At 60.0% G+C, this 21,163-nt stretch carries 24 protein-coding genes and 1 pseudogene; 13 read left to right on the top strand and 12 right to left on the bottom strand.

The annotated features are described in order from the left end of the window. Positions 1–133: 133 nt before the first annotated feature. Both CFB50_RS33500 and CFB50_RS33495 read right to left on the bottom strand, forming a co-directional pair. Positions 134–1,375 carry a dicarboxylate/amino acid:cation symporter gene (locus tag CFB50_RS33500; protein WP_166890336.1) on the bottom strand — a complete coding sequence of 414 codons (1,242 nt, stop codon included), beginning with the start codon at positions 1,373–1,375 and terminating at the stop codon, positions 134–136. Continuing rightward, complete coding sequence (locus tag CFB50_RS33495; protein ID WP_089448773.1) at positions 1,359–2,021, bottom strand: GntR family transcriptional regulator; 663 nt, start codon at positions 2,019–2,021, stop codon at positions 1,359–1,361. The genes CFB50_RS33500 and CFB50_RS33495 overlap by 17 nt, the downstream gene beginning before the upstream one ends. 150 nt (positions 2,022–2,171) lie before the next feature. Between CFB50_RS33495 and CFB50_RS33490 the strand changes: the two genes are divergently transcribed. The 5 genes from CFB50_RS33490 (at position 2,172) to CFB50_RS33465 (ending at position 5,615) form a co-directional block, all read left to right on the top strand. Next, positions 2,172–2,636 carry a GNAT family N-acetyltransferase gene (locus CFB50_RS33490; protein WP_089448772.1) on the top strand — a complete coding sequence of 155 codons (465 nt, stop codon included), beginning with the start codon at positions 2,172–2,174 and terminating at the stop codon, positions 2,634–2,636. A 245-nt stretch (positions 2,637–2,881) separates the two neighbouring features. Beyond that, entirely contained in the window at positions 2,882–3,211 is a 330-nt protein-coding gene (locus CFB50_RS33485) for a DUF7660 family protein (RefSeq protein ID WP_089448771.1), read from the top strand. Positions 3,212–3,455: 244 nt separating this feature from the next. Then, entirely contained in the window at positions 3,456–3,842 is a 387-nt protein-coding gene (locus CFB50_RS33480; protein ID WP_089448770.1) for a hypothetical protein, read from the top strand. A gap of 579 nt (positions 3,843–4,421) precedes the next feature. After that, positions 4,422–4,748, top strand: coding sequence for an EthD family reductase (locus tag CFB50_RS33470; RefSeq protein ID WP_089448769.1), 327 nt, complete (start codon positions 4,422–4,424; stop codon positions 4,746–4,748). 306 nt (positions 4,749–5,054) lie between these two features. Then, complete coding sequence (locus tag CFB50_RS33465) at positions 5,055–5,615, top strand: glutathione peroxidase (protein ID WP_089448768.1); 561 nt, start codon at positions 5,055–5,057, stop codon at positions 5,613–5,615. Positions 5,616–5,659: 44 nt separating this feature from the next. Here the strand turns inward: CFB50_RS33465 and CFB50_RS33460 are convergent, their stop codons facing one another. Next, positions 5,660–6,496: an alpha/beta hydrolase gene (locus CFB50_RS33460; RefSeq protein ID WP_089448767.1), complete on the bottom strand. Its 837-nt coding sequence runs from the start codon at positions 6,494–6,496 to the stop codon at positions 5,660–5,662. Positions 6,497–6,702: 206 nt separating this feature from the next. Here CFB50_RS33460 and CFB50_RS33455 point away from each other — a divergent pair, with 206 nt between their 5' ends. Next, positions 6,703–7,686 (top strand): AraC family transcriptional regulator, encoded by a 984-nt coding sequence (locus CFB50_RS33455; protein WP_089448766.1) that lies wholly within the window; start codon positions 6,703–6,705, stop codon positions 7,684–7,686. Between the two features lie 41 nt (positions 7,687–7,727). On the opposite strand, the gene CFB50_RS33450 is transcribed toward CFB50_RS33455, so the two are convergent. The 6 genes from CFB50_RS33450 to tnpA form a co-directional block, all read right to left on the bottom strand. Then, positions 7,728–8,318, bottom strand: a complete 591-nt coding sequence (locus CFB50_RS33450; RefSeq protein WP_179254265.1) for a GNAT family N-acetyltransferase — start codon at positions 8,316–8,318, stop codon at positions 7,728–7,730. A 474-nt stretch (positions 8,319–8,792) separates the two neighbouring features. Beyond that, complete coding sequence (locus CFB50_RS33445; protein WP_373452993.1) at positions 8,793–9,236, bottom strand: nuclear transport factor 2 family protein; 444 nt, start codon at positions 9,234–9,236, stop codon at positions 8,793–8,795. 180 nt (positions 9,237–9,416) lie between these two features. Beyond that, positions 9,417–10,181: an NmrA family NAD(P)-binding protein gene (locus CFB50_RS33440; RefSeq protein WP_256979383.1), complete on the bottom strand. Its 765-nt coding sequence runs from the start codon at positions 10,179–10,181 to the stop codon at positions 9,417–9,419. Positions 10,182–10,208: 27 nt separating this feature from the next. Beyond that, on the bottom strand, positions 10,209–11,765 hold the full coding sequence (gene tnpC, locus CFB50_RS33435; protein WP_089444703.1) for an IS66 family transposase: 1,557 nt from the start codon (positions 11,763–11,765) through the stop codon (positions 10,209–10,211). 31 nt (positions 11,766–11,796) lie between these two features. Beyond that, positions 11,797–12,147: an IS66 family insertion sequence element accessory protein TnpB gene (gene tnpB, locus CFB50_RS33430; RefSeq protein ID WP_027810102.1), complete on the bottom strand. Its 351-nt coding sequence runs from the start codon at positions 12,145–12,147 to the stop codon at positions 11,797–11,799. Beyond that, positions 12,123–12,563 (bottom strand): IS66-like element accessory protein TnpA, encoded by a 441-nt coding sequence (gene tnpA, locus CFB50_RS33425; protein ID WP_306427292.1) that lies wholly within the window; start codon positions 12,561–12,563, stop codon positions 12,123–12,125. Before tnpA ends, tnpB begins: the two co-directional genes overlap by 25 nt. 337 nt (positions 12,564–12,900) lie before the next feature. On the opposite strand from tnpA, the gene CFB50_RS33420 reads away from it, so the two are divergent. Next, positions 12,901–13,506: a TetR/AcrR family transcriptional regulator gene (locus CFB50_RS33420; protein ID WP_089448762.1), complete on the top strand. Its 606-nt coding sequence runs from the start codon at positions 12,901–12,903 to the stop codon at positions 13,504–13,506. A 54-nt stretch (positions 13,507–13,560) separates the two neighbouring features. On the opposite strand, the gene CFB50_RS33415 is transcribed toward CFB50_RS33420, so the two are convergent. Then, positions 13,561–13,941, bottom strand: coding sequence for a winged helix-turn-helix transcriptional regulator (locus CFB50_RS33415; protein WP_089448761.1), 381 nt, complete (start codon positions 13,939–13,941; stop codon positions 13,561–13,563). 100 nt (positions 13,942–14,041) lie between these two features. Between CFB50_RS33415 and CFB50_RS33410 the strand changes: the two genes are divergently transcribed. The 5 genes from CFB50_RS33410 to CFB50_RS33390 all read left to right on the top strand — a co-directional run bounded on the left by CFB50_RS33410 (position 14,042) and on the right by CFB50_RS33390 (position 18,814). Further along, entirely contained in the window at positions 14,042–15,157 is a 1,116-nt protein-coding gene (locus tag CFB50_RS33410) for an NADH:flavin oxidoreductase (protein WP_089448760.1), read from the top strand. A gap of 105 nt (positions 15,158–15,262) precedes the next feature. Beyond that, on the top strand, positions 15,263–15,649 hold the full coding sequence (locus tag CFB50_RS33405) for a nuclear transport factor 2 family protein (protein ID WP_089448759.1): 387 nt from the start codon (positions 15,263–15,265) through the stop codon (positions 15,647–15,649). A gap of 14 nt (positions 15,650–15,663) precedes the next feature. Further along, on the top strand, positions 15,664–16,521 hold the full coding sequence (locus CFB50_RS33400; protein WP_179254264.1) for an alpha/beta fold hydrolase: 858 nt from the start codon (positions 15,664–15,666) through the stop codon (positions 16,519–16,521). A gap of 445 nt (positions 16,522–16,966) precedes the next feature. Continuing rightward, positions 16,967–18,079: an alkene reductase gene (locus CFB50_RS33395; RefSeq protein WP_089448757.1), complete on the top strand. Its 1,113-nt coding sequence runs from the start codon at positions 16,967–16,969 to the stop codon at positions 18,077–18,079. 84 nt (positions 18,080–18,163) lie between these two features. Then, positions 18,164–18,814, top strand: coding sequence for an NAD(P)-dependent oxidoreductase (locus CFB50_RS33390; RefSeq protein WP_089448756.1), 651 nt, complete (start codon positions 18,164–18,166; stop codon positions 18,812–18,814). Positions 18,815–18,833: 19 nt separating this feature from the next. Here CFB50_RS33390 and CFB50_RS33385 read toward each other — a convergent pair. Beyond that, a pseudogene (locus CFB50_RS33385) lies at positions 18,834–19,202 on the bottom strand (helix-hairpin-helix domain-containing protein); the annotation flags it as partial. Positions 19,203–19,527: 325 nt separating this feature from the next. Between CFB50_RS33385 and CFB50_RS33380 the strand changes: the two are divergent. Next, positions 19,528–20,475, top strand: coding sequence for a GlxA family transcriptional regulator (locus tag CFB50_RS33380; protein ID WP_089448755.1), 948 nt, complete (start codon positions 19,528–19,530; stop codon positions 20,473–20,475). Between the two features lie 100 nt (positions 20,476–20,575). Here the strand turns inward: CFB50_RS33380 and CFB50_RS33375 are convergent, their stop codons facing one another. After that, positions 20,576–21,058 carry a YybH family protein gene (locus CFB50_RS33375; protein ID WP_089448754.1) on the bottom strand — a complete coding sequence of 161 codons (483 nt, stop codon included), beginning with the start codon at positions 21,056–21,058 and terminating at the stop codon, positions 20,576–20,578. Between the last annotated feature and the right edge of the window lie 105 nt (positions 21,059–21,163).

The raw sequence follows: 21,163 nt of genomic DNA, 5'->3' as shown, positions 1-21,163 counted from the left end.
GATCAATGGAAACGAACGTTCATCCAATCCTGTTCTCTTCGCCGTACCCGGATACTCGAGTGGATGTGCCCCGGGGCCTTGCAATGGGCGGGCGCAACAGCGAAGCGCCCTGCGCCCGTCGCTTCCAAGGCACTCACACGCTCGCCTGACGCGTCACGGTGTCGGCGGCGATACTGTCCTCCGAACCGGAAAGTCTCACTGCAACAGCCGCCGCCGCCGTGCTCCCGTAGACGTTGAGGGCGGTTCTCCCCATGTCGAAAAAGGCGTCGACGCCCAACAGCAGCAGCACCGCATCGGCCGGCAATCCGATCGACGTCAGCACGATGGTGATGGCTACGATCGCTCCGGAGGGCACATTGGCTGCGCCGTCGATGGTGATGATCGTCAAAATCAAAATCGTGATCACCAGCGGCCAGGACCAGGCGAGATGATATGCGTCGGCCAGATAGCCGACCGCAAGGGCCGTGTAAAGGACCGCGCCGTCGCGATTGAAAATATAGGCGAGCGGCAAGATCGTGGACGCCACGCCGTGGGGAACGCCGAATTCGACCAGCTTCTTCAGGTGCAACGGGTAGGTAATTTCGGACGACCGCGTCGTGAAACCAAGAATCAGCGGTTCCTTCACCTTCCTGAGAACGGCGAGAGGCGACTGGCCGGCGACGCGAATGACGAGGGTGAGTACCACCGCCAGCACCGCCATGCCGAGATAGGCCACGCCCAGAAGCTCGACGAGCGAGTGCACGCCGGTGAAGCCCTTGGCCGACAACAGCTGCGCGATCGCGGCGAAGATCGCGAGCGGCGACCATGCGATCACCCACTGGGTCATCTTGAACAGCCCCGACAGAAGCGCCTCGAAAACGGCGATCGCGGGCTCGGCACGTTCCGGGGCAGCCGACAAGGCCGCACCGAAAATGACGCCGAAAACGAGTACCGGGAGAGAATTCCCTGCAGCGAGCGCAGCGACGATGTTCGCGGGGATTAAATCAACGAGAAATTTCGTCCAGTCGATGCTGGACGCGAGCGCGGTGGGCATCGATCCGGAGTGAATGAGGCTCGCACCAAGACCCGGTCGAAATGCAAAGTTGAGCAGCAGGCCGAGCGACGCAGCCAGGCCGGTCATCAAGACGAAGAAGACGATACTGGATAGTGCGACCTTGCCAAGCCGTTCGCGCAGTCGGCCCGCACGAAAGACACCGACCGTGACCGACAGGAAGATCAACGGCATGACGACCATCTTGATCGCGTGGCCGAACATCGCGCTGAGAAAGCCCAATTTCCCGGCAAAGCCAGGAGCAAACACGCCGCAAGCGACGCCCAGGACGAGCCCGCCAAGCATTTGCATCGGGAGGGAAAGTCCTTTATTTTTCGTTTTCATGCCGCGCCTTTAGTAGTTTTATCCGTGCGGGCGTACCGTCAACGATGTGATTCCACATATGCTGACGCGCAAGCTCGCCGTCGTTCGCTTCGATTGCGTGAAAGATTTTCAGGTGCTCGATCGTGCCGCGCCGAACGGTTTCGTCGTCGCTACGCGGGAGTTCGTTTAGCGCTAATGTCTGGGCTCGCAATAGACCATACGCCGATGAGATTCGCACGTTTCTTGCTGCAGCAAATAACGCTTGATGAAAGACCCAGCCGACACGTTGCTCGAGCATGATGTCCGCGACGTCCCGGTCAATCAAGTCCTGCATTTTCTCTGCTGCGTCGCGAAGGTCTGCCGTTACGCCCGACCTGGCTGCAAGAAATGCCGCTGTACTCTCGAGGGCCAGCCGCATTTCAAAAATTTCGCGGAGATCACTCGTTGTCGGCGAGGCGACATAGGTCCCACTCTTTTCGATCACGACGACCAGCCCTTCGGATTCGAGCAAATGCAATGCGCTGCGCACGGGCATTTGGCCGAAGCCGAGTTCGTCCGACAGGCCTCGATGGGATACTTTCTGTCCAGGCGCAAGGCGGCCGTCGAAGATCCTCGATCGGATCTCGTCGTAGGCAAGCTCTGCATCTGTCGAGACTTTTGACGTCATCTGTGATCGCAGTTAGCGTATGATTGAAAAAGAGATAACGGATAGGAAATTACCCTTACTGGTAACGTTCGGCAACTGATAATTTTGCGAGTGGGTATGCCGAACGCGAACCGGAAGAAAATCTGCGTCATGAAGCGAGCTGATAATTAGATGACTTCACAAGATGTGCGCTTTACCATCTGCGCCGTTCGTGCGGAAGAAACCTATCCCCTCAGGGCCGCAATCTTGATGGCCGGAGATGAGGAGGGGAGCGCTCTACCCGGAGACTTCGCCCCGACGACGATGCATTTTGCCGTTCGGGATAACGACGGTATTGTGGCTGTGGCGTCCGTGTGTCAAGAAGGACAAGCCGGTGTTTTGAACGCTGAAGCGTGGCGCCTTCGCGGCATGGCCGTCCATCCATCGGTGCGTGGCCTGGGATTCGGACGTCTTCTGGTCAATCTGTCCATTCGTTATGCCCGCGAACAGCATGGATTATTGCTCTGGTGTACGGCGCGCGAATCAGCATACCCATTTTATGAAATGCTCGGCTTTAATCGCGATCCGAAACCGATTTCAATGCAGGGGCGCGACGACATGAGGTTCTTTCTCATGCAGCGCCAGATCGGGGGCTGATTTTCGTCTGCTTCTGACGTCAGACGACGAGATGGTGTCTGCGTGGTCTAGTCCGGCGCTTCTGCGCTGAGCCGTCTCCAATTGCGTCCGGTGTCCATGGACTTCTGCGATCAACTTGGAAACATCAGCGATCGACGGTGCCCTGGCCTGCCTGGATAGGGCCGCCGACGGCCACTTTGAGACGTTCGACGTTATGCGCCGGATCAGTGACAATCTCTGCTCAAAGTGTCGAGAAAAGGCGCAGCATGGAACACAAACAACACAAGTTGAAAACCGAAATGGCGACGAAGCTAAGAGACGCACTGGAGCAAGTTTCCGATGAGCGCTCCTTCGTGGAATTTCTGGCGCATCTCGCGACTGACTGGTTCACTGAAGCAGAAATCGAAGCAACCACGCCTTCATCACCCTATTCCAGTGGTGCATTGGGCTGGGAAAATGGTTCCATCGGCTCATTCCTGGAGGCCTCGTGCGCATGGGCAAATGCGTCCACGAAGGGATTGAAATATTACATACCGTCGGAAAATCCTTGGCGCCGCGCCGCTGACATTTTGATGGCAGGCAAGATCTATGAGTAAGCTACTCGTCCGATTTGTAGCGGTGCGGCTTCGCGTGGTCAGGCCGTATCAATTGCTTGAGTGAATGCCCCTGTCCGGAACGATGCATGACCGTTGTGGGTCGGTTATGCCTGTTGCATGAGGGCGTGGGCCGTGCGCGAGTGGCGTGCCTGGTCGTGGGGCGCAGTGCGGCCACGAGCAGTCGCTCGACGCTGCAGCCCAGATCACCGACAATTGGACATCGATAGTCCATTCGAACGTTGCTATGAACGCCAGGAGTTCCCGCTTCTTTGTCGCTGGTTGTATTGAGGAGCCTGTTTTTGTCCTGGATGGGATCGCTTCGGAATGGTTGTTCGTTTCAAAATTCTGGCAAAGGGCAAACACCTTGCTCGGGACAATGTTCGATCAGTTCGAAGAGGAAGTGGCCGAGCCCGCGATACTTAACCAAATCGCATGTGAGCTGGCACATCAAATTTGCGAACTTGTGGAGCGGAAAGACGAGACTATTAGCTTCGTCTACAGATGGACCCCACAAGGGGACGTCTATGTTCTGGAGACGCGTCGAGCGACCCTTATCTCGCAGTTGGAAGCAGTCCGTGACTTCCTTTTCCTGGCCGCCAAAAATAATGAAGCACTCGAGTTGAGTCTTTAGGTAGATCAACAGTCAAATGGCTTGCCTCTCCGGATGCAGCAAAATTTCTTGGTGTCGGAGTGACCGAAGTTGGGCGGTGGAATTGTCCGCTGCGGGTCGGTAACGGGCGATCCTTGAAAGGGTAAGCGCAGGTCGCGGCTTGGGTTTGCGCGCCGAGCCTAATCAGAATAGCTGCAGGTATTGCTGCATCATTGGAGGGGCGGGTACTGGCGCTCCGGGGAGGCGCGTGTCCATGTGACCGCGAAAAGTTGCCGTGGCCGCCCGAGTGTATCAGCGGTCCAAACGGGACGACTCGAACTTCCCCATTCGGTCGGTTGTCGGTGATGACGATCGGCAGCTATCTGCAAGGCGTCCTCACCTGACTGCCGCCCCTCAAAGCATCCGACATCGCCGAACGGCTCCCGCATCGTTGGACACACAGCGCCACCAAACTGGCAAGACGGGTTCGCCCGTGCTTACAATCAGAAGAAGCGGTACGCCGATTCTGCAAAAAGCCTTCGCCACGCCATAAATTGGCGACCTCGATGTCGTCTCGCGCGCGTTGGCGCCTCGATTACCGTGCAGCAACAGGAGAACCCGATGATCAAAGTCAGTGTCATGTACCCGTACGCGGCAGGCGCGCGATTCGATCATGCTTACTACCGCGAGAAGCATATGCCAATGGTGAAACAGCGGCTCGGTGCGGCATGTCTGTACTACACGGTGGACAAGGGCGTCGCAGGCGGCGCTCCGGGCACTGATCCTGTCTACGTGGCCAAGTGCGACTTTGTCTGCACGTCTGTCGAAGCTTTCGAGGCGGCCCGCGACCCGCACGCGCAGGAGATCATGGCCGACATCGCCAAATACACGGATATACAACCCGTGCTTCAAATCAGTGAGGTGGTGGTAGAGCGTTCCGAATTCTGACCAAGGTTCGGATATCGCCAGGCACCGCATCCGCACATGGCATACCTCGGCAACAAGGCGGTGCTTATGCAAGCGCTCAGCCGGGGTATCGAAGTCTCGTGTCTTTCGAGGCCGTCTGTTTGACCCTGCGGCCCGCGCCTGCAAGCAAGCAGTTGACCGATCCAGTAGGATAGGGCTCCGCTACGCGCAGATCACGAGCGTCGATAACGCGCCTTCGCTGACCGACGTGCAAGATTTTCCAGTGAACGCGATACACCGCGATTCCGGCGGTTCGCCAATCAATTTGATCAATTGAAGGATGCAGACATGAGCACGATTTACGATATTCCTGTCAACGCCATCGACGGCGCGCAAACAACCCTGCGTTCCTACGAAGGCAAGGTGCTGCTGGTGGTGAACGTGGCGTCCAAATGCGGGCTGACGCCGCAATACGAAGGTCTGGAGGCGCTCTATGAAGGCAAGCGCGCCGAAGGTCTCGAAGTGCTGGCGTTCCCCGCCAACAACTTCAAGGGCCAGGAGCCGGGCACCGATGCGGAGATCCAGTCGTTCTGCACCGGCACTTTCGGCGTGAAGTTTCCGTTGTTCTCGAAAATCTCCGTGATCGGCGACGACAAGCATCCGCTCTATCGCTCGCTCACCCAGGCGCAGCCGCAGGCGACCGGCGACGGCCCGTTCCGTGCGCGCCTCGAAGGCTACGGCATTCAACCGAACCCGGCGCCCGAGGTGCTGTGGAACTTCGAGAAGTTTCTCGTGAGCCGCACGGGCGAAGTGGTCGCGCGTTTTTCCCCCGATACGACCGCGGACGACCCGACGCTGGTCGCCGCCATCGATGCGGAGCTGGCCAAGACCGTTGTTGCACGAGAGTAGGCGGATTCACGGCCATAGCCGTTTATGGGCCATTGGCCGGCAACTCAACCCTTGCCGAGATCTCCCGCCGCAGGCGCCAGCGCCCAGTCGAGCGCGAAATCGGCGACCTCCTCCCAGCCTTTCTCGCCACAGGTGTAGTGGCTGCGGCCGTCGAACAGTTTGTACGCCGAAACGGCTCGCGATCCCTTCGCATTCCTTTCGAAATTCTCGCGCTGCACGGCCGGCGGCAGGATGTTGTCGTTGCCGCCGGCGATAAAGAGCAGCGGCGCGCGATCACCGTTCGCGAAGTTGTAGCGCGTCGGGGCATTCGGGTTGACGTTCGCGAACCCGCCTTGAAACAGGATGCGCCCCGACACGGGTACCGCGTAGCGGTCGTAAACCCGCTTCGATTCCTCGAGGCTCAGGTTGTTCGTGAATGCGTAGTGAAACTCTTTCTCGGTAATGGGCACAGCGCGATGCAGGTTGGCCGGATTGCGCAGGACCGGGAACGTCGCCTTGATCTCGCTGAACGGCAGTGCCCATACGCCCTTCACCGCGGCGCCGTCGATCGAGACACCGGCCGAGCCGTAACCCGCGTCGAGAAGAAGCTGGACGAACGCGCCGCCGAACGAATGCCCCATGATGATCGGCTTGGTGTCGAGCGCCGCGATGGTCCGGGCCAGGTGATCGAAGATCTCGCGCACGCCGAGATTCACCAGCGGCGACGGATCGCGACGGAGGGCCTCGACGCCGGCCGTGCCCGGCTGGACGCCCGGATACCCCGGCGTGATGACGCGCATGCCGCGCTGCTCGTAGCGCGTGACCCAGTGTTCCCACGACAACGGCGTCATCCACAGGCCATGAATCAGTACAACCGTGTCGGTACGCGTTTCCGGAATCATATCCCAGCTCCTGTGATTGCTAAATGACGATCATCACGCCCGTGAGAACTCGGTGTTTCCGGATCCGTTTGCCCCATGCTTGCCAGCATCGAAACAAAAGGTACTACGCGATTGCCGTGTGCCACGCACGTTGAGAATAGTCTTTGACACCGGCGTCGTTCAGCGTGAATGATGTGTCCATCATAAAGACCATCCGAATACGCGACATGGCCAAAAAGCCGGAATTCTTTGCTCAAACGCCGACGGCGCTGGACGATGACGCAGATCCGTTCGCCTTCAAGCGGGATGCCTTTTCCGACGTGCTGGAGCTGATCCGCATCCGCGGCAATACGGTCTTCACGTGCGCGGCATCGGCGCCTTTCGGATTGCGCTTTCCTGCCGGCAAGTATCGTCTGCACATCATCCGTAGCGGCAGCGTGGCGATCGAAGTGGAGGGGCTCGACGAGCGCTATCACGCATCGCAGGGAGACCTGGTCATGCTGATGCATGGCCACGGCCATGTCATCTCCGACCGGCCGGGCCGCTCCGCGAGTCTCGTCACGGATCTCGCGCCACAGTACTACGATCGCGAGCGCCTGACGATCGGGAGCGGCGACACCACCTGGCTGTGCGGCGACTTCGGATTCGACGGCGTGCTGTCGCAACGGTTGCTGTCCGTGCTGCCGCCGGTGCTGGTGCTGAAAGGGTTGCGGGAGCGGCCGTTCGAATGGCTGGAGCTGAGCTGCCATTTCATCCTCGACGAGGCGTTGAGTCCGCGTGCGGGCGCCGCCGCGATGATCTCCCGATTGCTGGATGTCATCTTCGTCCAGTTGCTGCGCACCTGGGCGACAGAGGGCTCGGCGGGGCACGGGTGGCTGTCCGGTGCGATCGACAGCCGGATCAATCCGGCGATGTCGGCCATTCATGCCGACCCGGGGCGTGCGTGGAGCGTGAGTGATCTCGCCGAGTTGTCGAATCTGTCGCGGTCGGCTTTTGCGGACCGGTTCCAGCGTGTCGTGGGGCAGGCGCCGTTGAGCTACCTCACGACCTGGCGCCTCGATCGGGCGGCGGAGTTGTTGCGGTACAGCCGCGCGCCGATTTCGGATATCGCTGGTCGGGTTGGGTATTCGTCGGAAGCAGCGTTCAGTCGGGCGTTTCGAGGACGGTACGAGATGTCGCCGATGCAGTGGCGGAAGGTGAATACGGAGTAGGGTGGGCCTGACGACCATCGTGGCCCGGCAGATGTCGGTGGCTAGACGGTCTCCAACCTGTACTGCGTCAGTCCGGCATATTCCATGCGCGCCTTGACCGAAAACCCGTGACGTTCATAGAACGGGATGTTGCGCGGTTCTCCCGTTTCCAACGACATTTTCCCCGACGGGTCGATGTCTCGAAGATGTGACAACGTCGCACGCAGAAGCGCCGATCCGATTCCTTCGCCTTGCCGGCCCGGGGCTACACCGATGAATTCAATCCGGCTGCAATCGGTGTCCGGAGAATTTGCGGGCGCAGTCTCGCGAAGCAGATCGATTCTGCTCAACGACGGCGCGCCGCAACCGATCGCGATGTCGCGCCCCAGCGCTGCAAGCATGCGGGGCGATTCGCGGCAGGAGGCTGGCGCAAAATAGCTGACCGCCACCAGGTCGCCATTGCGCCAGGCGCCCAAGGCCGGCATGCGAGCATCGTAGTGATACTTCAGGTAGCACCCGAGATAGTTTGCTCGCCGCTCGTCGAATCCCGGACTGTCGGCGAACAGGCACCAGCCAAGCGTAGGGTCTTGCTCGAACGCCGAATAGAGCAAAGCCAGCACTGCGTCGAGAAACGAATACGACAGCGAGGTCACCTTCAATTCTGTACCGTGCATGTTTGAGGCAGCCCAGGGGGGAAAGTGGCTGATGGAACGGGTTGGTGTCACGCGCAGCGTAGAGCATGACTCGACTCCTTAGCAGGGAAGATGAGGGTGCTGCTGAAGAAGTCACGATATATAGCACTTACTGCCGTTCTACCGATTTGTCCTATGGCATAGAGAGAGCGTCGCGGTGCGTACCCCGACCTTTCACGTGGTCGATAGCCACTGGCCGTGCGCTACCTGGTGTATCTACCGCGCGGCTGTTGCTGGCTGAACCGCTTTCAGCGGCTTGTGCGAGACTACGAGCACTTGCCTGACACGCTTGCCGCGCAATACGTTGTGGTCCTCTCCGTACCGATCACTCATCCGGATGCCAGGCGGTCGGATGTCGTCGTGGAAGCGCGCCAGGCCGAGAATCCATCGGCGTAACTGCCGGACTGAACAGATCTGAATGTTTATTCTTCTGGATCAGAACATAGTGTTCGAGTGAGGAATATTTTCAGGAATGGGCTGCAGAACGTCCCAGTGTTCTACGATCTTGCCTTGATCCAAACGGAAAATGTCCATTACGGCCTCTCCTCGCGTACCTGGCTCTCTTACTAAATGGACGTGCAAGATCACATAATCACCGTCGGCGAATACGCGCACGATGCGGCTATGTGACTGTGGGTACCTTTGCTTAAAAGCAGCCATGAATTGACGGAATCCTTCCTTGCCATCCGGGATATGGGCATTGTGCTGCGTGTAGGTTGGACCCATCAAGGCGATCGCCGCTTCCGCGTCTTTGTCGTTCAGCGCCTCGTTATAGAAGGTGACGACGGTCGCCTTGTTCTTTTCGATTTGCGTGGGTTCGTCCGCATGAACGATTGCCGCAGCGAAGGTGATGCTTACACCAAGAATGAGAGCCTTCATGAGAGACATTATTTAACTCCGAGTGATGTTCGGCGGTGGCTGCACCAGACGCTATATCTATACTTGCAGGCACGATAGTGCCGTAGCAGAAGTCAGCCTCTAGCGTCGAGTGAACCCCCGACACTTTCGCCGTGCCCCTGTCGCCAATTGACATTCAGACAGAGCACGTGTGAGGCAAATCTACTTCTTGAAAATGGAGATGTTTTCGGCAAGCCACTGGGTCAGGGGCAAAGGAGCTTTCCCCGTCACCTCCTGGACAGTCGTGGTTGTTTCACTCATTGCGGAGTCGCGGAACGCCTGGTCTAGACCTACAAGCAAATCCGCGACGTATGCGGGCAGCCCTTCCGCCAGTAGAACCTCTCGCTGCTGCTCGAGTGTCCGCTCCCCGTAAATGACATTACGACCTAGCAGCTGTGAAAGTTCGTCCGCAATTTCATGCATCGTCATGGCACGCGGACCCGTGAGGTGATAAACCCGCTGGGACTCGGGTTCGACGTGCTCAAGCAAAGCAATGCGTGCCACTCTCGCAACGTCGCGCGTATCGATGAAATTGACCCGTCCATTACCGGCAGCACCAGCCCACGAATCTGAAGCGATAGCAGCAGCAGACCGTTTGAGAACGTCCATAAATGTGGATGGTCGCAGTGTTGTCGAGGCCACGGCTTGTCTGGCCAGATGCTCCTCGATTTGCATATGCCACGCCATCGGGTTCAAGCGGGTCGGAGGCCCAAAGGACGAGAGCTTGACGATGTGACGAACCCCCGAAGCGACAGCGGCATCAATCAGCGCGACTTCGTTTGCCACCTGCTGCAATGATGTGCCATGTGAGACGAACAGGCGCTCCGTACCTCGAAGCGCATCGACGAGCGTACGCGGTTCACTGAAGTCCACTCCGGCTGCGTTCATTCCCGGTGGCAAATCAAGTGCATCGGGTGTGCGGGTCAAAGGTATGCGGTCTTTTAACGACACCCATCAGAGGTTGGGAGTGGCAGGCATGCTCCATGGCATGAGGGCCGCGTAGTCGTCGGCGGTTGCAGCGAGAGGCAGCTTCGTGAACAGCCAGACGAGGTAGCGATACGGTTCGATGCCGTTCGCCTTGCACGTCTCGACGAGGGAGTACAGATTGGCGCTGGCCTGCGCGCCGGCGACAGTGTCGGAGAACAGCCAGCCTTTGCGGCCGACGACGAACGGTCTGATCGCGTTTTCACACAGGTTGTTCGAGAGTGGCCAGTTGCCGTTCTCGATGTAGCGGACCAGCTTGGGCCATTGCCCGCTCATGTATTGCAGCGCCTTGCCGAGCAGACTCGACGGCACGACGGCGGGCAGATGCTCGACCATCATGCATTCGACGAGGGAGAGCGCTCGGGCGCTGTATCGGGTACGCAATCGCTGCCGGCGTTCAGGCGTCCACTTCGCGCTTCGCGCCTCGGCCGTGAACAGCTTGCCGATCAGCTTAACGAAGCGCGTCGCCAGCAGATCCGATGAGCGTGCCGCTTTCGGCACCGACTCCTCGGCCTTGATGAAGCCGCGGCGTACATGCGCCCAGCATCCGAGATGCACGAGCTGGTGATCGTGGGCGATGCCGTTATAGAGTTCGTACCCGTCCGTCATCAGCACAGTGCCGGGCTGCACGCCGGCATAGAGCTTCTGCGCATGTTGGGCACCACGTCCCGGCGAGTACGAGAACATCCGCACGGGCGGCCCTGAGCCGTTGACCTGCGCCCACAGGTAGCTCTTTGCCTGCGGCCTTCGTCCCGGTTCCTTCAGCACCTGGAACGTTGTCTCGTCGCCGTAGATCAGGTCGGATTCGAGCAGCGCGTCACGCATCAGGTTGATCACCGGCTGCGTAGCAAGCCCCACTCGCACCACGCTAGCGGCCAGCGTGTTCGACGAGATGTCGCCGCCGAAGCGACGCAGCAGCGTGGCCTGGCGATACAGTGGCATGCCGTATTGGTACTTGCCAGTGATGATCCACGCCAGCGCGGATTCCGTGAGCAGCCCGCGAGGGATGATGCGCGTCGGCGCTGGCGTGACCTTAATGCCGAGATCACAGCAAGGGCAGGCGTACTTGACCCGCTGGTGCTGAACGACGCGCACTTGCTCGGGAATCACGTCGAGCTGTTCGCTCGTTTCTACGCCAATCTCGACGAGGGCGTGGCCGTCGTGCGCGCAGAATCGTTCAGCTTCTGGCAACTCGTGCCGCACGACCTCGCGCGGCAGGCTCGGATTGAGTGGTTTGCGCCCGCGCTTGCCGCGCGTGTGGGCGGCGACCGAGGTGCCGGGCACGTCTTCACGCGCGGGCGCGTCGGCAGTCGCCGCCAATGCCTCTGCTTCGTTGAACAGGCCGAGCTGGTCGGCATGGCGCGCCTCGCTCGATGCACCGAACAGTTCGTGCTTGTAGGCCCGCAGCTTCTCTTCGGCCAGATCGCGCTGGGCCGTCACGAGTCGAAGCTCACCGCGCAGCGCATCGCGTTCGGCGAGCAGTGCCTGGTATTCCTCAACACTCGGCATGACGGGGCTGTTCGGCATGGCCGATTAGACCATGTCACCCGCGCGGTGTTCAGCTCATCCGCGCGTAATATCGCTGGGGATGCTTCTGGATCACGGCCAGGTCGATGCCGTCGAGCAGCCAGTGCAATTGCTCGGCGCTGAGCGTGATTGTGTCGCCTCCGTTCGGCCAGATGAAGCGATCGGCTTCGAGTCGCTTGAGCAGCAACCAGAAGCCGTTGCCGCCCCAGCCGAGAATCTTGATTCGATCGCGCCGGCGGTTGCCGAAGACGAACAGCGCCGAGGTCATCGGGTTCAGGCGCATCGCCTGTTCGACCAGGATCGACAGTCCGTTGATGCCCATGCGGAAGTCGACTGGATCGCGATGCAGATAAACCTTCAGCCCTTCGTCGAACCGGAACATGGCAGCCTCCCGAGCATTTGCACAACGGCCGTCAGTTCATCGAAGTTCGCCGGGCCCAATTCTAAGGAAACGCCGTTTGGCAGGTGCACATTCAGTGAGAATGCCGCAGCCAATTTAGTCGGAGTGGGAGCAACCGCGGAGGTGACGACCTGCATAAAGGCTGATTCCTCAGGCACGCAAGCCGCCGGCAGTTCGACGCGAGCCTCTCGTGACGGCTCCGTCACGGAGCTGACTATCTCGCCCGCGGCTTGTTCGCGCTGATACTTGGAAATCCACGTCCGAACGAGGTTTGGATTGACGTCGTGCTCCATGGCCGTCCGCGCGATCGACACCCCGGGCTTCAGACACGCCTGTATCAATTCGCGCTTCGCATCCTCGTCGTACTTACGCCGTCCGTCTCGCTTGCGATCGACCACCAATCAGCTCTGCAAACCTCCGCGTTGCTCGTTCATGCACACCTGTCCACGCTCATTGAACATGGACACGTAGCCTCGGTGAATCAGCCTCGCCGTGCAATGGCGTCAATCAAAGAGCGCTTACGGTCAAAGCGACGACGTCGACCGACTCTGAGGCAAGAAGGCTGATCAGCGACGAACCGACGCGGCCAGTGGCGCCGGCGATTGCGATACGTGGTCGTTGAGACATGGCGGGTGAACCGACGGTCATGACGAGTCCCTTGATGTATCATGGAATGAACGGTACAAGAATGTTGGAACTATCGTTCCAGCTTGTCAAGCTGTTCCTGAGGATTCCATGAGCGGAAAGCCGCAATTTGACGAAGCGGCCGTAATCGATGCGGCCATGAAGGTCTTTTGGCGCCACGGCTATGCAGCGGCATCAATTAATGACCTTACCGAGGCGACCGGCCTATCCCGCTCCAGCCTCTACCAAAGATTTGGTGACAAGGACGGTCTCTTCCGGGAGGCGCTCGCAGCGTACACAAAGCGAGTGCTCAGTCGGATGAACGGTGTAGAAGCAGATACGGCGCGGGGGCGTCTCGAAGGGATCCTGCGGGCCTACTTGCCTGCGCTCCCCGACCGGGAACGTCCAGTGGGTTGCCTGATATCGCGAAGCTGCGCCGAAATGGTGGATCTCACAGCGGACGGAAAGGCGGCTGCGCGAGCAAGTGCGGAGCTCCAGTACGAGATGCTTGCAGGCGTCCTGCGCGATGGGATCACGAATGGCGAGTTGCCGAACGACACGCGCGTTGACGCACTTGCGTGGCTTTACCTCGGGGTCTTGCATTCAATTGTGAATTTGCCGCAGGCCGGCGCAAGCGCCGACGCGCTCGATCGCATGATTGATATCGCCATGTCGGCGTGGCCACCTTCCCCGCACGCTCAGCCAGCGGCAACATAGGCCGCAGGAAATCTTTCAATACCCTGCGGAGCACGGGTTTGGGCGCGTTTGCCGTCAATCTTGCGGCTGCGACGCCATGCGTGCATCGAACGCTTCGCGTGCGGTATCGAATTCGCCGAGATGTTCGAGCATCCAGTCATGGAGCGCCTTGAGGGGCCGTTGCAGCGCACGCCCCAAAGGCGTGATCTCGTATTCGACCGCCACCGGCGAAACGGGTATCACCGTCCGGGAAACAAGTCCGTTTCGCTCGAGCCGGCGCAGACATTGCGTCAGTGCTTTCTGGCTAACGCCCTCCAGATGCCGCTTGATCGCGTTGAAACGCAACGGCCCGCTATCCAGCACCGTGAGGACCATCATCGACCACTTGTCGGATATCTGGTCGAACAGAAGGCGTGTCGGACAAGCGGCCGGAAAACGTTCAGGCTCAGCGGACATGGTTACCTCGAATATCCCTAGTGGAAGAAAAGTGCGTTATTGACACTAAGTTTCCAAAGTATACCATCGGGCCTGGTTTCATCACCGGACGGCTCAACTCATGCACGCATCTCCAGAAATCCTGTTTCGGCCCTTCTCGGTCGGTTCGCTTACGCTACCGAACCGGATCGTCATGGCTCCCATGACCCGCTCCTTCGCCCCGCACGGTGTGCCGGGGCCAGCGAATGCCGCTTACTACCGGCGCCGTGCCGAAGGCGGTGTCGGCTTGATCATTTCCGAAGGCACCGTAGTCGACCGGCCCGCGTCCCGCAACGACCCCGATGTTCCTTCGTTCCATGGCGAAGCGGCGTTAGCCGGTTGGCAAGGTGTGATCGACTCGGTGCATGACGCTGGCGGCAAGATGGGGCCCCAGTTGTGGCACACGGGCGCGGTGAAGGGTTTTCAGACCGAATGGACGCCGAACGTGCCGGTGGAAAGTCCCTCTGGCTTCGATGCGCCCGAGGTCCAGCGCGGCGTAGCAATGAGCGATGCCGACATTGCCGACACCATCACCGCTTTCGCCAGGGCAGCCAGCGACGCCAAACGGCTCGGTTTCGACACGGTCGAACTGCACGGCGCGCATGGCTATCTGATCGATCAGTTTTTCTGGGCGGGCACCAACCTTCGGACGGACGCATACGGCGGACCAGGCATTGGCGAGCGGGCGCGGTTTGCGGCGGAAATCATTGCGGCTGTCCGAGCGGCAGTGGGCCCTGGTTTTCCGATCGTTATTCGATTGAGCCAGTGGAAACAGCAGGACTACTCAGCGCGTCTGGCACGCACACCAGAGGAAATGGCGCAGTGGCTGGAACCGCTCGTGGCCGCCGGCGCGGATGTACTGCATTGCTCGCAACGGCGCTTCTGGGAGCCGGAGTTTCCCGAAGTCGACGGGGACGAGGGGCTTAACTTCGCCGGCTGGGCAAAGAAGTTGACCGGGGCCGCCACGATCAGCGTCGGGTCGGTTGGGCTTTCCGGCGAATTTATGAGCTCATTTGGTGGAGAAAAATCTACCAGCGTGGGGCTGGATGCGCTCATCAAGCGGATGGATCGGGGCGAGTTCGATCTGGTCGCGGTCGGGCGTGCGTTGATTTCTGATCCGCACTGGGTTGAAAAGATTCGCTCGGGAGAAGGCGAATTGCGAGGGTACGAGGTCACGGCGTTGGGGGAGCTCGTTTAGCGAGCTTGTGATTTTGCTTGTGTCGGAGTGCTCCGGCCAGCGCAAACGGCTGGGGTCAACCTAAGGCTCGCGTGGGCCATCAACATCAACCTAAGGAAGGTTCGTATGTCGGATACGTCGCAGATTGCTCTCATCCGGAAGTTGTACAGCGCCATGGGAGACGTGAATACCTTCAAATCGCTCCTGGCGGATGACGCCGAGTGGGACATCACTGAAGGATTCCCCAACGGGGGCGTCTATCGCGGACTTGATGAGACGGTCAATGGTTTCTTCCCATTCATGGCCGATTTCGACGAGTTCTACGCGAAAGGGGACGAGTTCTTCGAGTCGGGCGATCACGTGATCGTTCTCGGACACTATTTCGCCCTTTCGAAGAAGGGCCGAAGGGTGCAATCCCGATTCGCTCATTTCTGGTCGGTTCGAGATGGAAAAGTCGTGCGCCCGCAGCAGACCGCCGACACCCTTCTCATCGCACAAGCTCTGGGAAAATGACTGGAGCGCCGCGAATGGAACGAGTAAAACTGAACGGCGCGGACGTCGAATACGATGTCCGCGGGTCCGGGGCACCAGTGGTATTTATCCACGGAGCGATTCTGTCGGATGGGTTCGTGCCAGTGATCGAGCAGGCTGGAATCGCGGAGAATTTCCAGATCGTCCATTACCGGCGCCGCGGCTACGCCGGCAGCTCACGGGCTGTGGCGGGCATGACGATGCAGGGGTGGTCTGGTGACTGCGTCGACTTATTGGATCACTTGGGCATTGCGTCGGCGCACGTGGCAGGGCATTCCTTTGGCGCAGGCATCGCATTGCAGATGGCGATCGATGCTCCGAGCAGAGTGCGGACGCTGGCATTGCTGGAGCCGCCGCTCGGGTCATTGGTACCGTCCGGGGAGCAGTTCGCGGAATGGACGACAACTGTCCGCGAGGTCTACGACTCAGGAGACAAAGCTGCGGCGGCGGACATGGTCTTGGCAGGAGCGTATGGACAGGACTACCGGCGATTCACCGACGTCGCACTGCCTGAAGGTGCGTTCGATCGCGCGATATCCGATATCGACACGTACTTTCAGGTCGAACTCGGTGCCATGCTTCGCTGGGATATCACAACGGAATGCCTGAAAGATATTCGACACCCGGTGCTGTCAATGCGCGGCAGCGATACATTGCCGGTATTCCTTGAGGGCGCCGATCTAATGCAGCAGTGGATTCCAGAAATCGACACGGTGTCGATCCCGCGAGCGGGCCACGACTTGCCGGGCAGGAATCCCGCCGCCGTTGCGACTGGTCTCGTCGAGTTCTTCACGACCTGCGAGTCGGCACCGGTTGAGCGCGCCGGCGGTCGCCGAATGCGCGGGGCCGGATAGGATCCGGCCGCGATTCGGCTCCTGGCCTGTGCCGCTCGAAACACCGGTCAGCACGGGAGCACAGGCCGGGCAACCAAACGTTCCCGGACAGGAGTTCGTTGGGGAGTCCAGCAGTAAGGCAAGCTTCCGGACGCAGCGATAGGCGATGGCGCGCCTATCGCGCCGGCGGGTCTGGCGTCGGGAACTGTGCGGGCTTCCTTCGCTTTCAGTTTCCGGGAGGCTATCACCGCTTCTCAAAGGGGCTACGCCGCTACGTTTGATGTCCCATATGAGTAGGGTTTTTCTCATTCACTTCACGGCAATTATATTAGCAATACTAACCATATAACTGATTCGGCGACGGCTAACTCACCCAATTGCACCGTGATGGCGCCACTTATTCGCCTATCAGAGATAGTCATGTTTTCGCTACACGTTGCCGCAGCCACGTGCAAAGGACCTTCTAATGTCCCTGTTATCACTCTTCACGCCGCTTAAAGTCGGACGCTACGAGCTGGCCCACCGTGTCGTGATGCCTCCGCTCACACGCATGCGCGCCGGCGCCGGAAATGTTCCGAATCAGCTCGCCCCCGAGTACTACGGCCAACGTGCTTCCGAAAGCGGCCTCATCATTGCCGAAGCCACGCAAGTCACGCCCAATGGACAGGGTTACCCTGCAACCCCCGGTATTCATTCCACGGAACAGGTGGCTGGCTGGCGGAAAGTGACCGATGCAGTACATGCCAAGGGAGGCATCATCTTTCTGCAGCTGTTGCATACCGGGCGGGCGTCACATTCGAGCTTCCAACCGAACGGCGAACTTCCTGTTGCACCATCGGCGATCGCGATCTCTGGTCTAACCGCGCTGACCCCGGAATGGAAGTCGGTGCCTTACGAGATACCGCGTGCACTTGAGCTGGACGAAATTCCCGGGATCATCGACGCCTGGCGCGAAGGCGCGCGCGAAGCCATGGCAGCCGGTTTCGACGGTGTGGAAATTCACGGCGCGAACGGCCTCCTGTTGCAGCAGTTTCTGGACGACAGCTCTAACAAGCGCACCGATATTTACGGAGGTTCGGTTGAGAACCGGGCCCGGCTGCTCGTCGAGATCACGCAAGCGTTGATCGAGATCTGGGGCGCCGATCGCGTTGGCGTTCGCTTGTCACCGTTCGGTACCTTCAACGACGTGGGCGATTCCGATCCAATCGGGCTTTATGGGCACGTACTCACGCGCTTGAGCAAACTCGGTATCGCTTACGTCAGTTTGATCGAGGCGCGTAGTACGAGCGCCGGACTGGAGATCGATACCCCCCAGTCAGTCAGCCAGCTTCGTCCCTTCTGGCCGAAGACCCTGATCCTCGCCGGCGGATTCACCGCGGAGTCGGCGGACGAGGCCATCCGTTCGGGGCAAGCCGACGCGGTGGCATTCGGCAGGCAGTTCATCTCAAATCCGGACCTGCCTGAGCGCCTCAGGCGTGGCGCGCCGCTCAACCGCTATGACCGTGCAACTTTCTATGGCGGCGGTGCAGCAGGTTATGTCGATTACCCCGTGCTGGAAACGGCGGGGCATACGGAGTGACGTCGAGGTCCACGGCACCACAGGCGTCGTGAATCGCCCGGCCGTTCAACCAACAGAAGTGCGAATCCTTAAGGGACATTGAATATGAAAGTCGTCGTTCTTGCCGCCACCGGCCAGGTTGGCCGCACGGTCCTCAGCGAACTGATCAGTCGGGGTCATCAAGTCACCGCAGTCGCGCGTACTCCGGAGAAGCTTCCCAACAGCATCCATACCGTACGCGACGATCTGAGCAGCGCCGATCGAATTGCGGAGATCATCGTCGAGGCCGATGCAGTCGTCAGCGCCTTCGGACCTCCGAAGGAAGACGCACGTTTCTTCAGCGACGTGAGTTACACGGATCAACTGGCCCACGTGATCGAGCGGGCGATTGCCGCTGTACGCAAGGCTGGCGTTCCCCGCCTCCTCATGGCAGGCGGATGCGGCTCGCTGTGGTTTTCGCCAGGTGTGACGGTACTGCAATCCGGTCACTGGCCCGAGAAGGCGGTTCCAATTGCGACCTCCCATGTCAAGGCTTTTGCGGCGTTGAGAGCGTCGGGTATCAACTGGACTTATTTCAGTCCGCCGATGCAGATCGATCCGGGCGTGCGCACGGGCAAGTTCCGCCTTGGCGGCGATGACCTCATCGTGGACGAGCAAGGCAAAAGCTGGATCTCCTACGAGGACTATGCGGTTGCGCTGGTCGACGAGCTGGAGAAACCTGCTCACGAGCGAGCGCGCTTCACTATCGGCTACTAGCGAGTTCGCATTCGCATGGGCGATCGCGTTGCAGCGCCCGCGGATGCCGGCCGAGCGTGAATCCCATCGCGCGATAGTCTGTCACAATCTCTGTGCCTTCGGATGCTTGCGGTGGCGCCGGCACCGCGTCGTCGCGTTCCTTACCGCGCAAAAGATCCCGATCAGGGACCGCGGCGACGGCCAGCCAGTTCGCCGCGCGTCGGCTGCCGACCGCGAGTGAGCGAAGTCCGTTCGCGCGCGCGAGCACCTGCGGGTCATGCCGATCGAGCCGCGCGCGGCGCGCGAGGTTCGCGATGTCGACGAATGGCCGCGCGGCGCGTGCGAGCTCGATGCGGTCGGCGACGCCATCGCGCATACCGCGCGACAACGAGAAGGCGAGGCGCACGAACAGAGCATCAGCCGGACCTCCGAGCTCACTCAGTGGTCGATGTCTTGAAAGACGATGCTCTTTAGCGCTATCCCGATTGATTCCGTATATCCACCGATTCATCCACGGTGGTGAAGGACTGAGGCAAAAGGCTGACGGGCAGGCGTGCCACTCATCGGTAGAAAAATGGCTGCTATATATCGTTTCCTGCGTCGGATCTCAGCGGCCATACGGACAATCGATCACGACGTAAACGACGTTTTTCCCTCATTTACGGCTGAATGGCGCCATTTGAGGGTTCCTCGTAAAATGCGACTTTACGGGATTTTCAGTCAACGACGTCATCATGCATCGAATCGGGTTCTTCGTTTGCCGTGGCTACGATGCGCTCGATCTGGGCGGGCCACTGTCGGCTTTCAACCAGGTCGGCACGGCGGCAGGCCACGCGCCCTATGATCTCCACGTCATCTCGCCGTCCGGCGGCCCGGTTCCGGGCAATACGGGCTTGTCGGTCGACACGAAGCCGATCGGAAGGCGCACGTTCGACACCGTCATTTTCGTGGGCGGTGACATCGATCCGATGCAGACGCCGGAGAACATCGCCGCAGCCAGAAAACTGGGCGCCAGGGCCTCGCGGGTGGCAAGCGTGTGTACGGGGGCGTTTCTGCTTGCGGAAACGGGCTTGCTGGACGGCTTGAGAGCGACGACGCACTGGCGATACGCTGCCCAATTGCAGTCGCGCTTTCCCCGCACCAGGGTCGAGGGCGACAGCATCTATCTCGAGGAGGGCCGCATCTGGACGTCGGCGGGCATCGCATCCGGAATCGACCTGGCGCTCGGCATGATTGAACGAGATATGGGCGCGGAGGTCGCGCGCGCTGTCTCCCGGCTTTTGGTGGTTCCGTATCGTCGGCCAGGCGGTCAGTCCCAATTCTCGGCGATGTCGCAGATGGAGCCGGAATCGGATCGCATCCGCATCGCGCTGAATTTCGCGCGGGAACATCTGACGGAAGCGTTGCCTGTCGAACGGCTCGCCGAGGCCGCAAGTTTGAGTTTGCGACAGTTCGGGCGCGCATTTCGTCGGGAAACCGGAGAAACACCTGCGAAGGCGGTCGAGCGCTTGCGCGTCGAAGCGGCGCGGCTGCGCCTGCAGGGGGGCAGCGAACCGATCGAACAGATTGCGCTGGCTGTCGGGTTCACCGACCCGGAACGGATGCGGCGGGCCTTCCTCAAACTGCATGGACACCCGCCGCAAGCGATTCGACGCGAGAGCCGATCGAACGGCGCGCGCTGATCGACCATCGTCAACCGGCCGATCTGCGCGCTGACTGGCCGAGGTCCTTCTAACGGACTAGCGGCGCTCCGGGCAGGTCGCCAAGCATTTCGCCAGACGCTCAATGGCCATCCGGCGTCAGCGGGCCGTAATCGTTCCACATGTCACGATGCAACTTCCACGCGCCGCCCTCTTTCAGAAAGACGAGCGTCTGCTTGCCGCGGAATTTGAGCTTTCCATCGTGGTCGTGGACCTCCACATCCGACACCTCCGTCACGACCCGGTCGTTACCGTAGAACTCGGCATTGCTGAACGATACGGTGGCGGGCTTTGACCCGGCATAGCCCTTGTTGAAGTAACCGACGATCGCGCTGCTTCCCGTGACCTTGTTGCCTCCGGGCGGCAAGAGCGTGCCGTCGCGGGTGTAGAGGTGGCCGATCGCCTCGTAATCCCCCCGCGCAAAGGCATCCGCCCATCGCGCATTCTCGGCCTTGATGGCCGCTTCGGGCGGGCGTTGCGAACCACCGGCGGTCGCCGGCGCGGCGAACGCGAAAAAGGTGGCGCAGGCTGCAAGAGCGGCAGTGAAAATACGAGTCGGTTGCATCGAGTGATTTCCGATCATGGTCTGAATTGAGAGGACTACGAAAATTGAAGGATGAAGCAGGCAATGTCGATTGCGGTGTTCCTCGCAGTCTGTCGATGAACTGGC

Source organism: Burkholderia sp. AU33423 (assembly GCF_002223135.1).
Taxonomy (GTDB): Bacteria; Pseudomonadota; Gammaproteobacteria; order Burkholderiales; family Burkholderiaceae; genus Burkholderia; species Burkholderia lata_D.
This window is presented reverse-complemented; position numbering and strand designations above follow the sequence as displayed.

Coding starts and splice junctions, on each gene's coding strand:
- CFB50_RS33500 (WP_166890336.1), bottom strand. CDS start 1,375: ATGAAAACGAAAAATAAAGGACTTTCCCTCCCGATGCAAATGCTTGGC.
- CFB50_RS33495 (WP_089448773.1), bottom strand. CDS start 2,021: ATGACGTCAAAAGTCTCGACAGATGCAGAGCTTGCCTACGACGAGATC.
- CFB50_RS33490 (WP_089448772.1), top strand. CDS start 2,172: ATGACTTCACAAGATGTGCGCTTTACCATCTGCGCCGTTCGTGCGGAA.
- CFB50_RS33485 (WP_089448771.1), top strand. CDS start 2,882: ATGGAACACAAACAACACAAGTTGAAAACCGAAATGGCGACGAAGCTA.
- CFB50_RS33480 (WP_089448770.1), top strand. CDS start 3,456: ATGAACGCCAGGAGTTCCCGCTTCTTTGTCGCTGGTTGTATTGAGGAG.
- CFB50_RS33470 (WP_089448769.1), top strand. CDS start 4,422: ATGATCAAAGTCAGTGTCATGTACCCGTACGCGGCAGGCGCGCGATTC.
- CFB50_RS33465 (WP_089448768.1), top strand. CDS start 5,055: ATGAGCACGATTTACGATATTCCTGTCAACGCCATCGACGGCGCGCAA.
- CFB50_RS33460 (WP_089448767.1), bottom strand. CDS start 6,496: ATGATTCCGGAAACGCGTACCGACACGGTTGTACTGATTCATGGCCTG.
- CFB50_RS33455 (WP_089448766.1), top strand. CDS start 6,703: ATGGCCAAAAAGCCGGAATTCTTTGCTCAAACGCCGACGGCGCTGGAC.
- CFB50_RS33445 (WP_373452993.1), bottom strand. CDS start 9,236: ATGAAGGCTCTCATTCTTGGTGTAAGCATCACCTTCGCTGCGGCAATC.
- tnpC (WP_089444703.1), bottom strand. CDS start 11,765: ATGCCGAACAGCCCCGTCATGCCGAGTGTTGAGGAATACCAGGCACTG.
- tnpB (WP_027810102.1), bottom strand. CDS start 12,147: ATGTTCCGGTTCGACGAAGGGCTGAAGGTTTATCTGCATCGCGATCCA.
- CFB50_RS33420 (WP_089448762.1), top strand. CDS start 12,901: ATGAGCGGAAAGCCGCAATTTGACGAAGCGGCCGTAATCGATGCGGCC.
- CFB50_RS33415 (WP_089448761.1), bottom strand. CDS start 13,941: ATGTCCGCTGAGCCTGAACGTTTTCCGGCCGCTTGTCCGACACGCCTT.
- CFB50_RS33410 (WP_089448760.1), top strand. CDS start 14,042: ATGCACGCATCTCCAGAAATCCTGTTTCGGCCCTTCTCGGTCGGTTCG.
- CFB50_RS33405 (WP_089448759.1), top strand. CDS start 15,263: ATGTCGGATACGTCGCAGATTGCTCTCATCCGGAAGTTGTACAGCGCC.
- CFB50_RS33400 (WP_179254264.1), top strand. CDS start 15,664: ATGGAACGAGTAAAACTGAACGGCGCGGACGTCGAATACGATGTCCGC.
- CFB50_RS33395 (WP_089448757.1), top strand. CDS start 16,967: ATGTCCCTGTTATCACTCTTCACGCCGCTTAAAGTCGGACGCTACGAG.
- CFB50_RS33390 (WP_089448756.1), top strand. CDS start 18,164: ATGAAAGTCGTCGTTCTTGCCGCCACCGGCCAGGTTGGCCGCACGGTC.
- CFB50_RS33380 (WP_089448755.1), top strand. CDS start 19,528: ATGCATCGAATCGGGTTCTTCGTTTGCCGTGGCTACGATGCGCTCGAT.
- CFB50_RS33375 (WP_089448754.1), bottom strand. CDS start 21,058: ATGCAACCGACTCGTATTTTCACTGCCGCTCTTGCAGCCTGCGCCACC.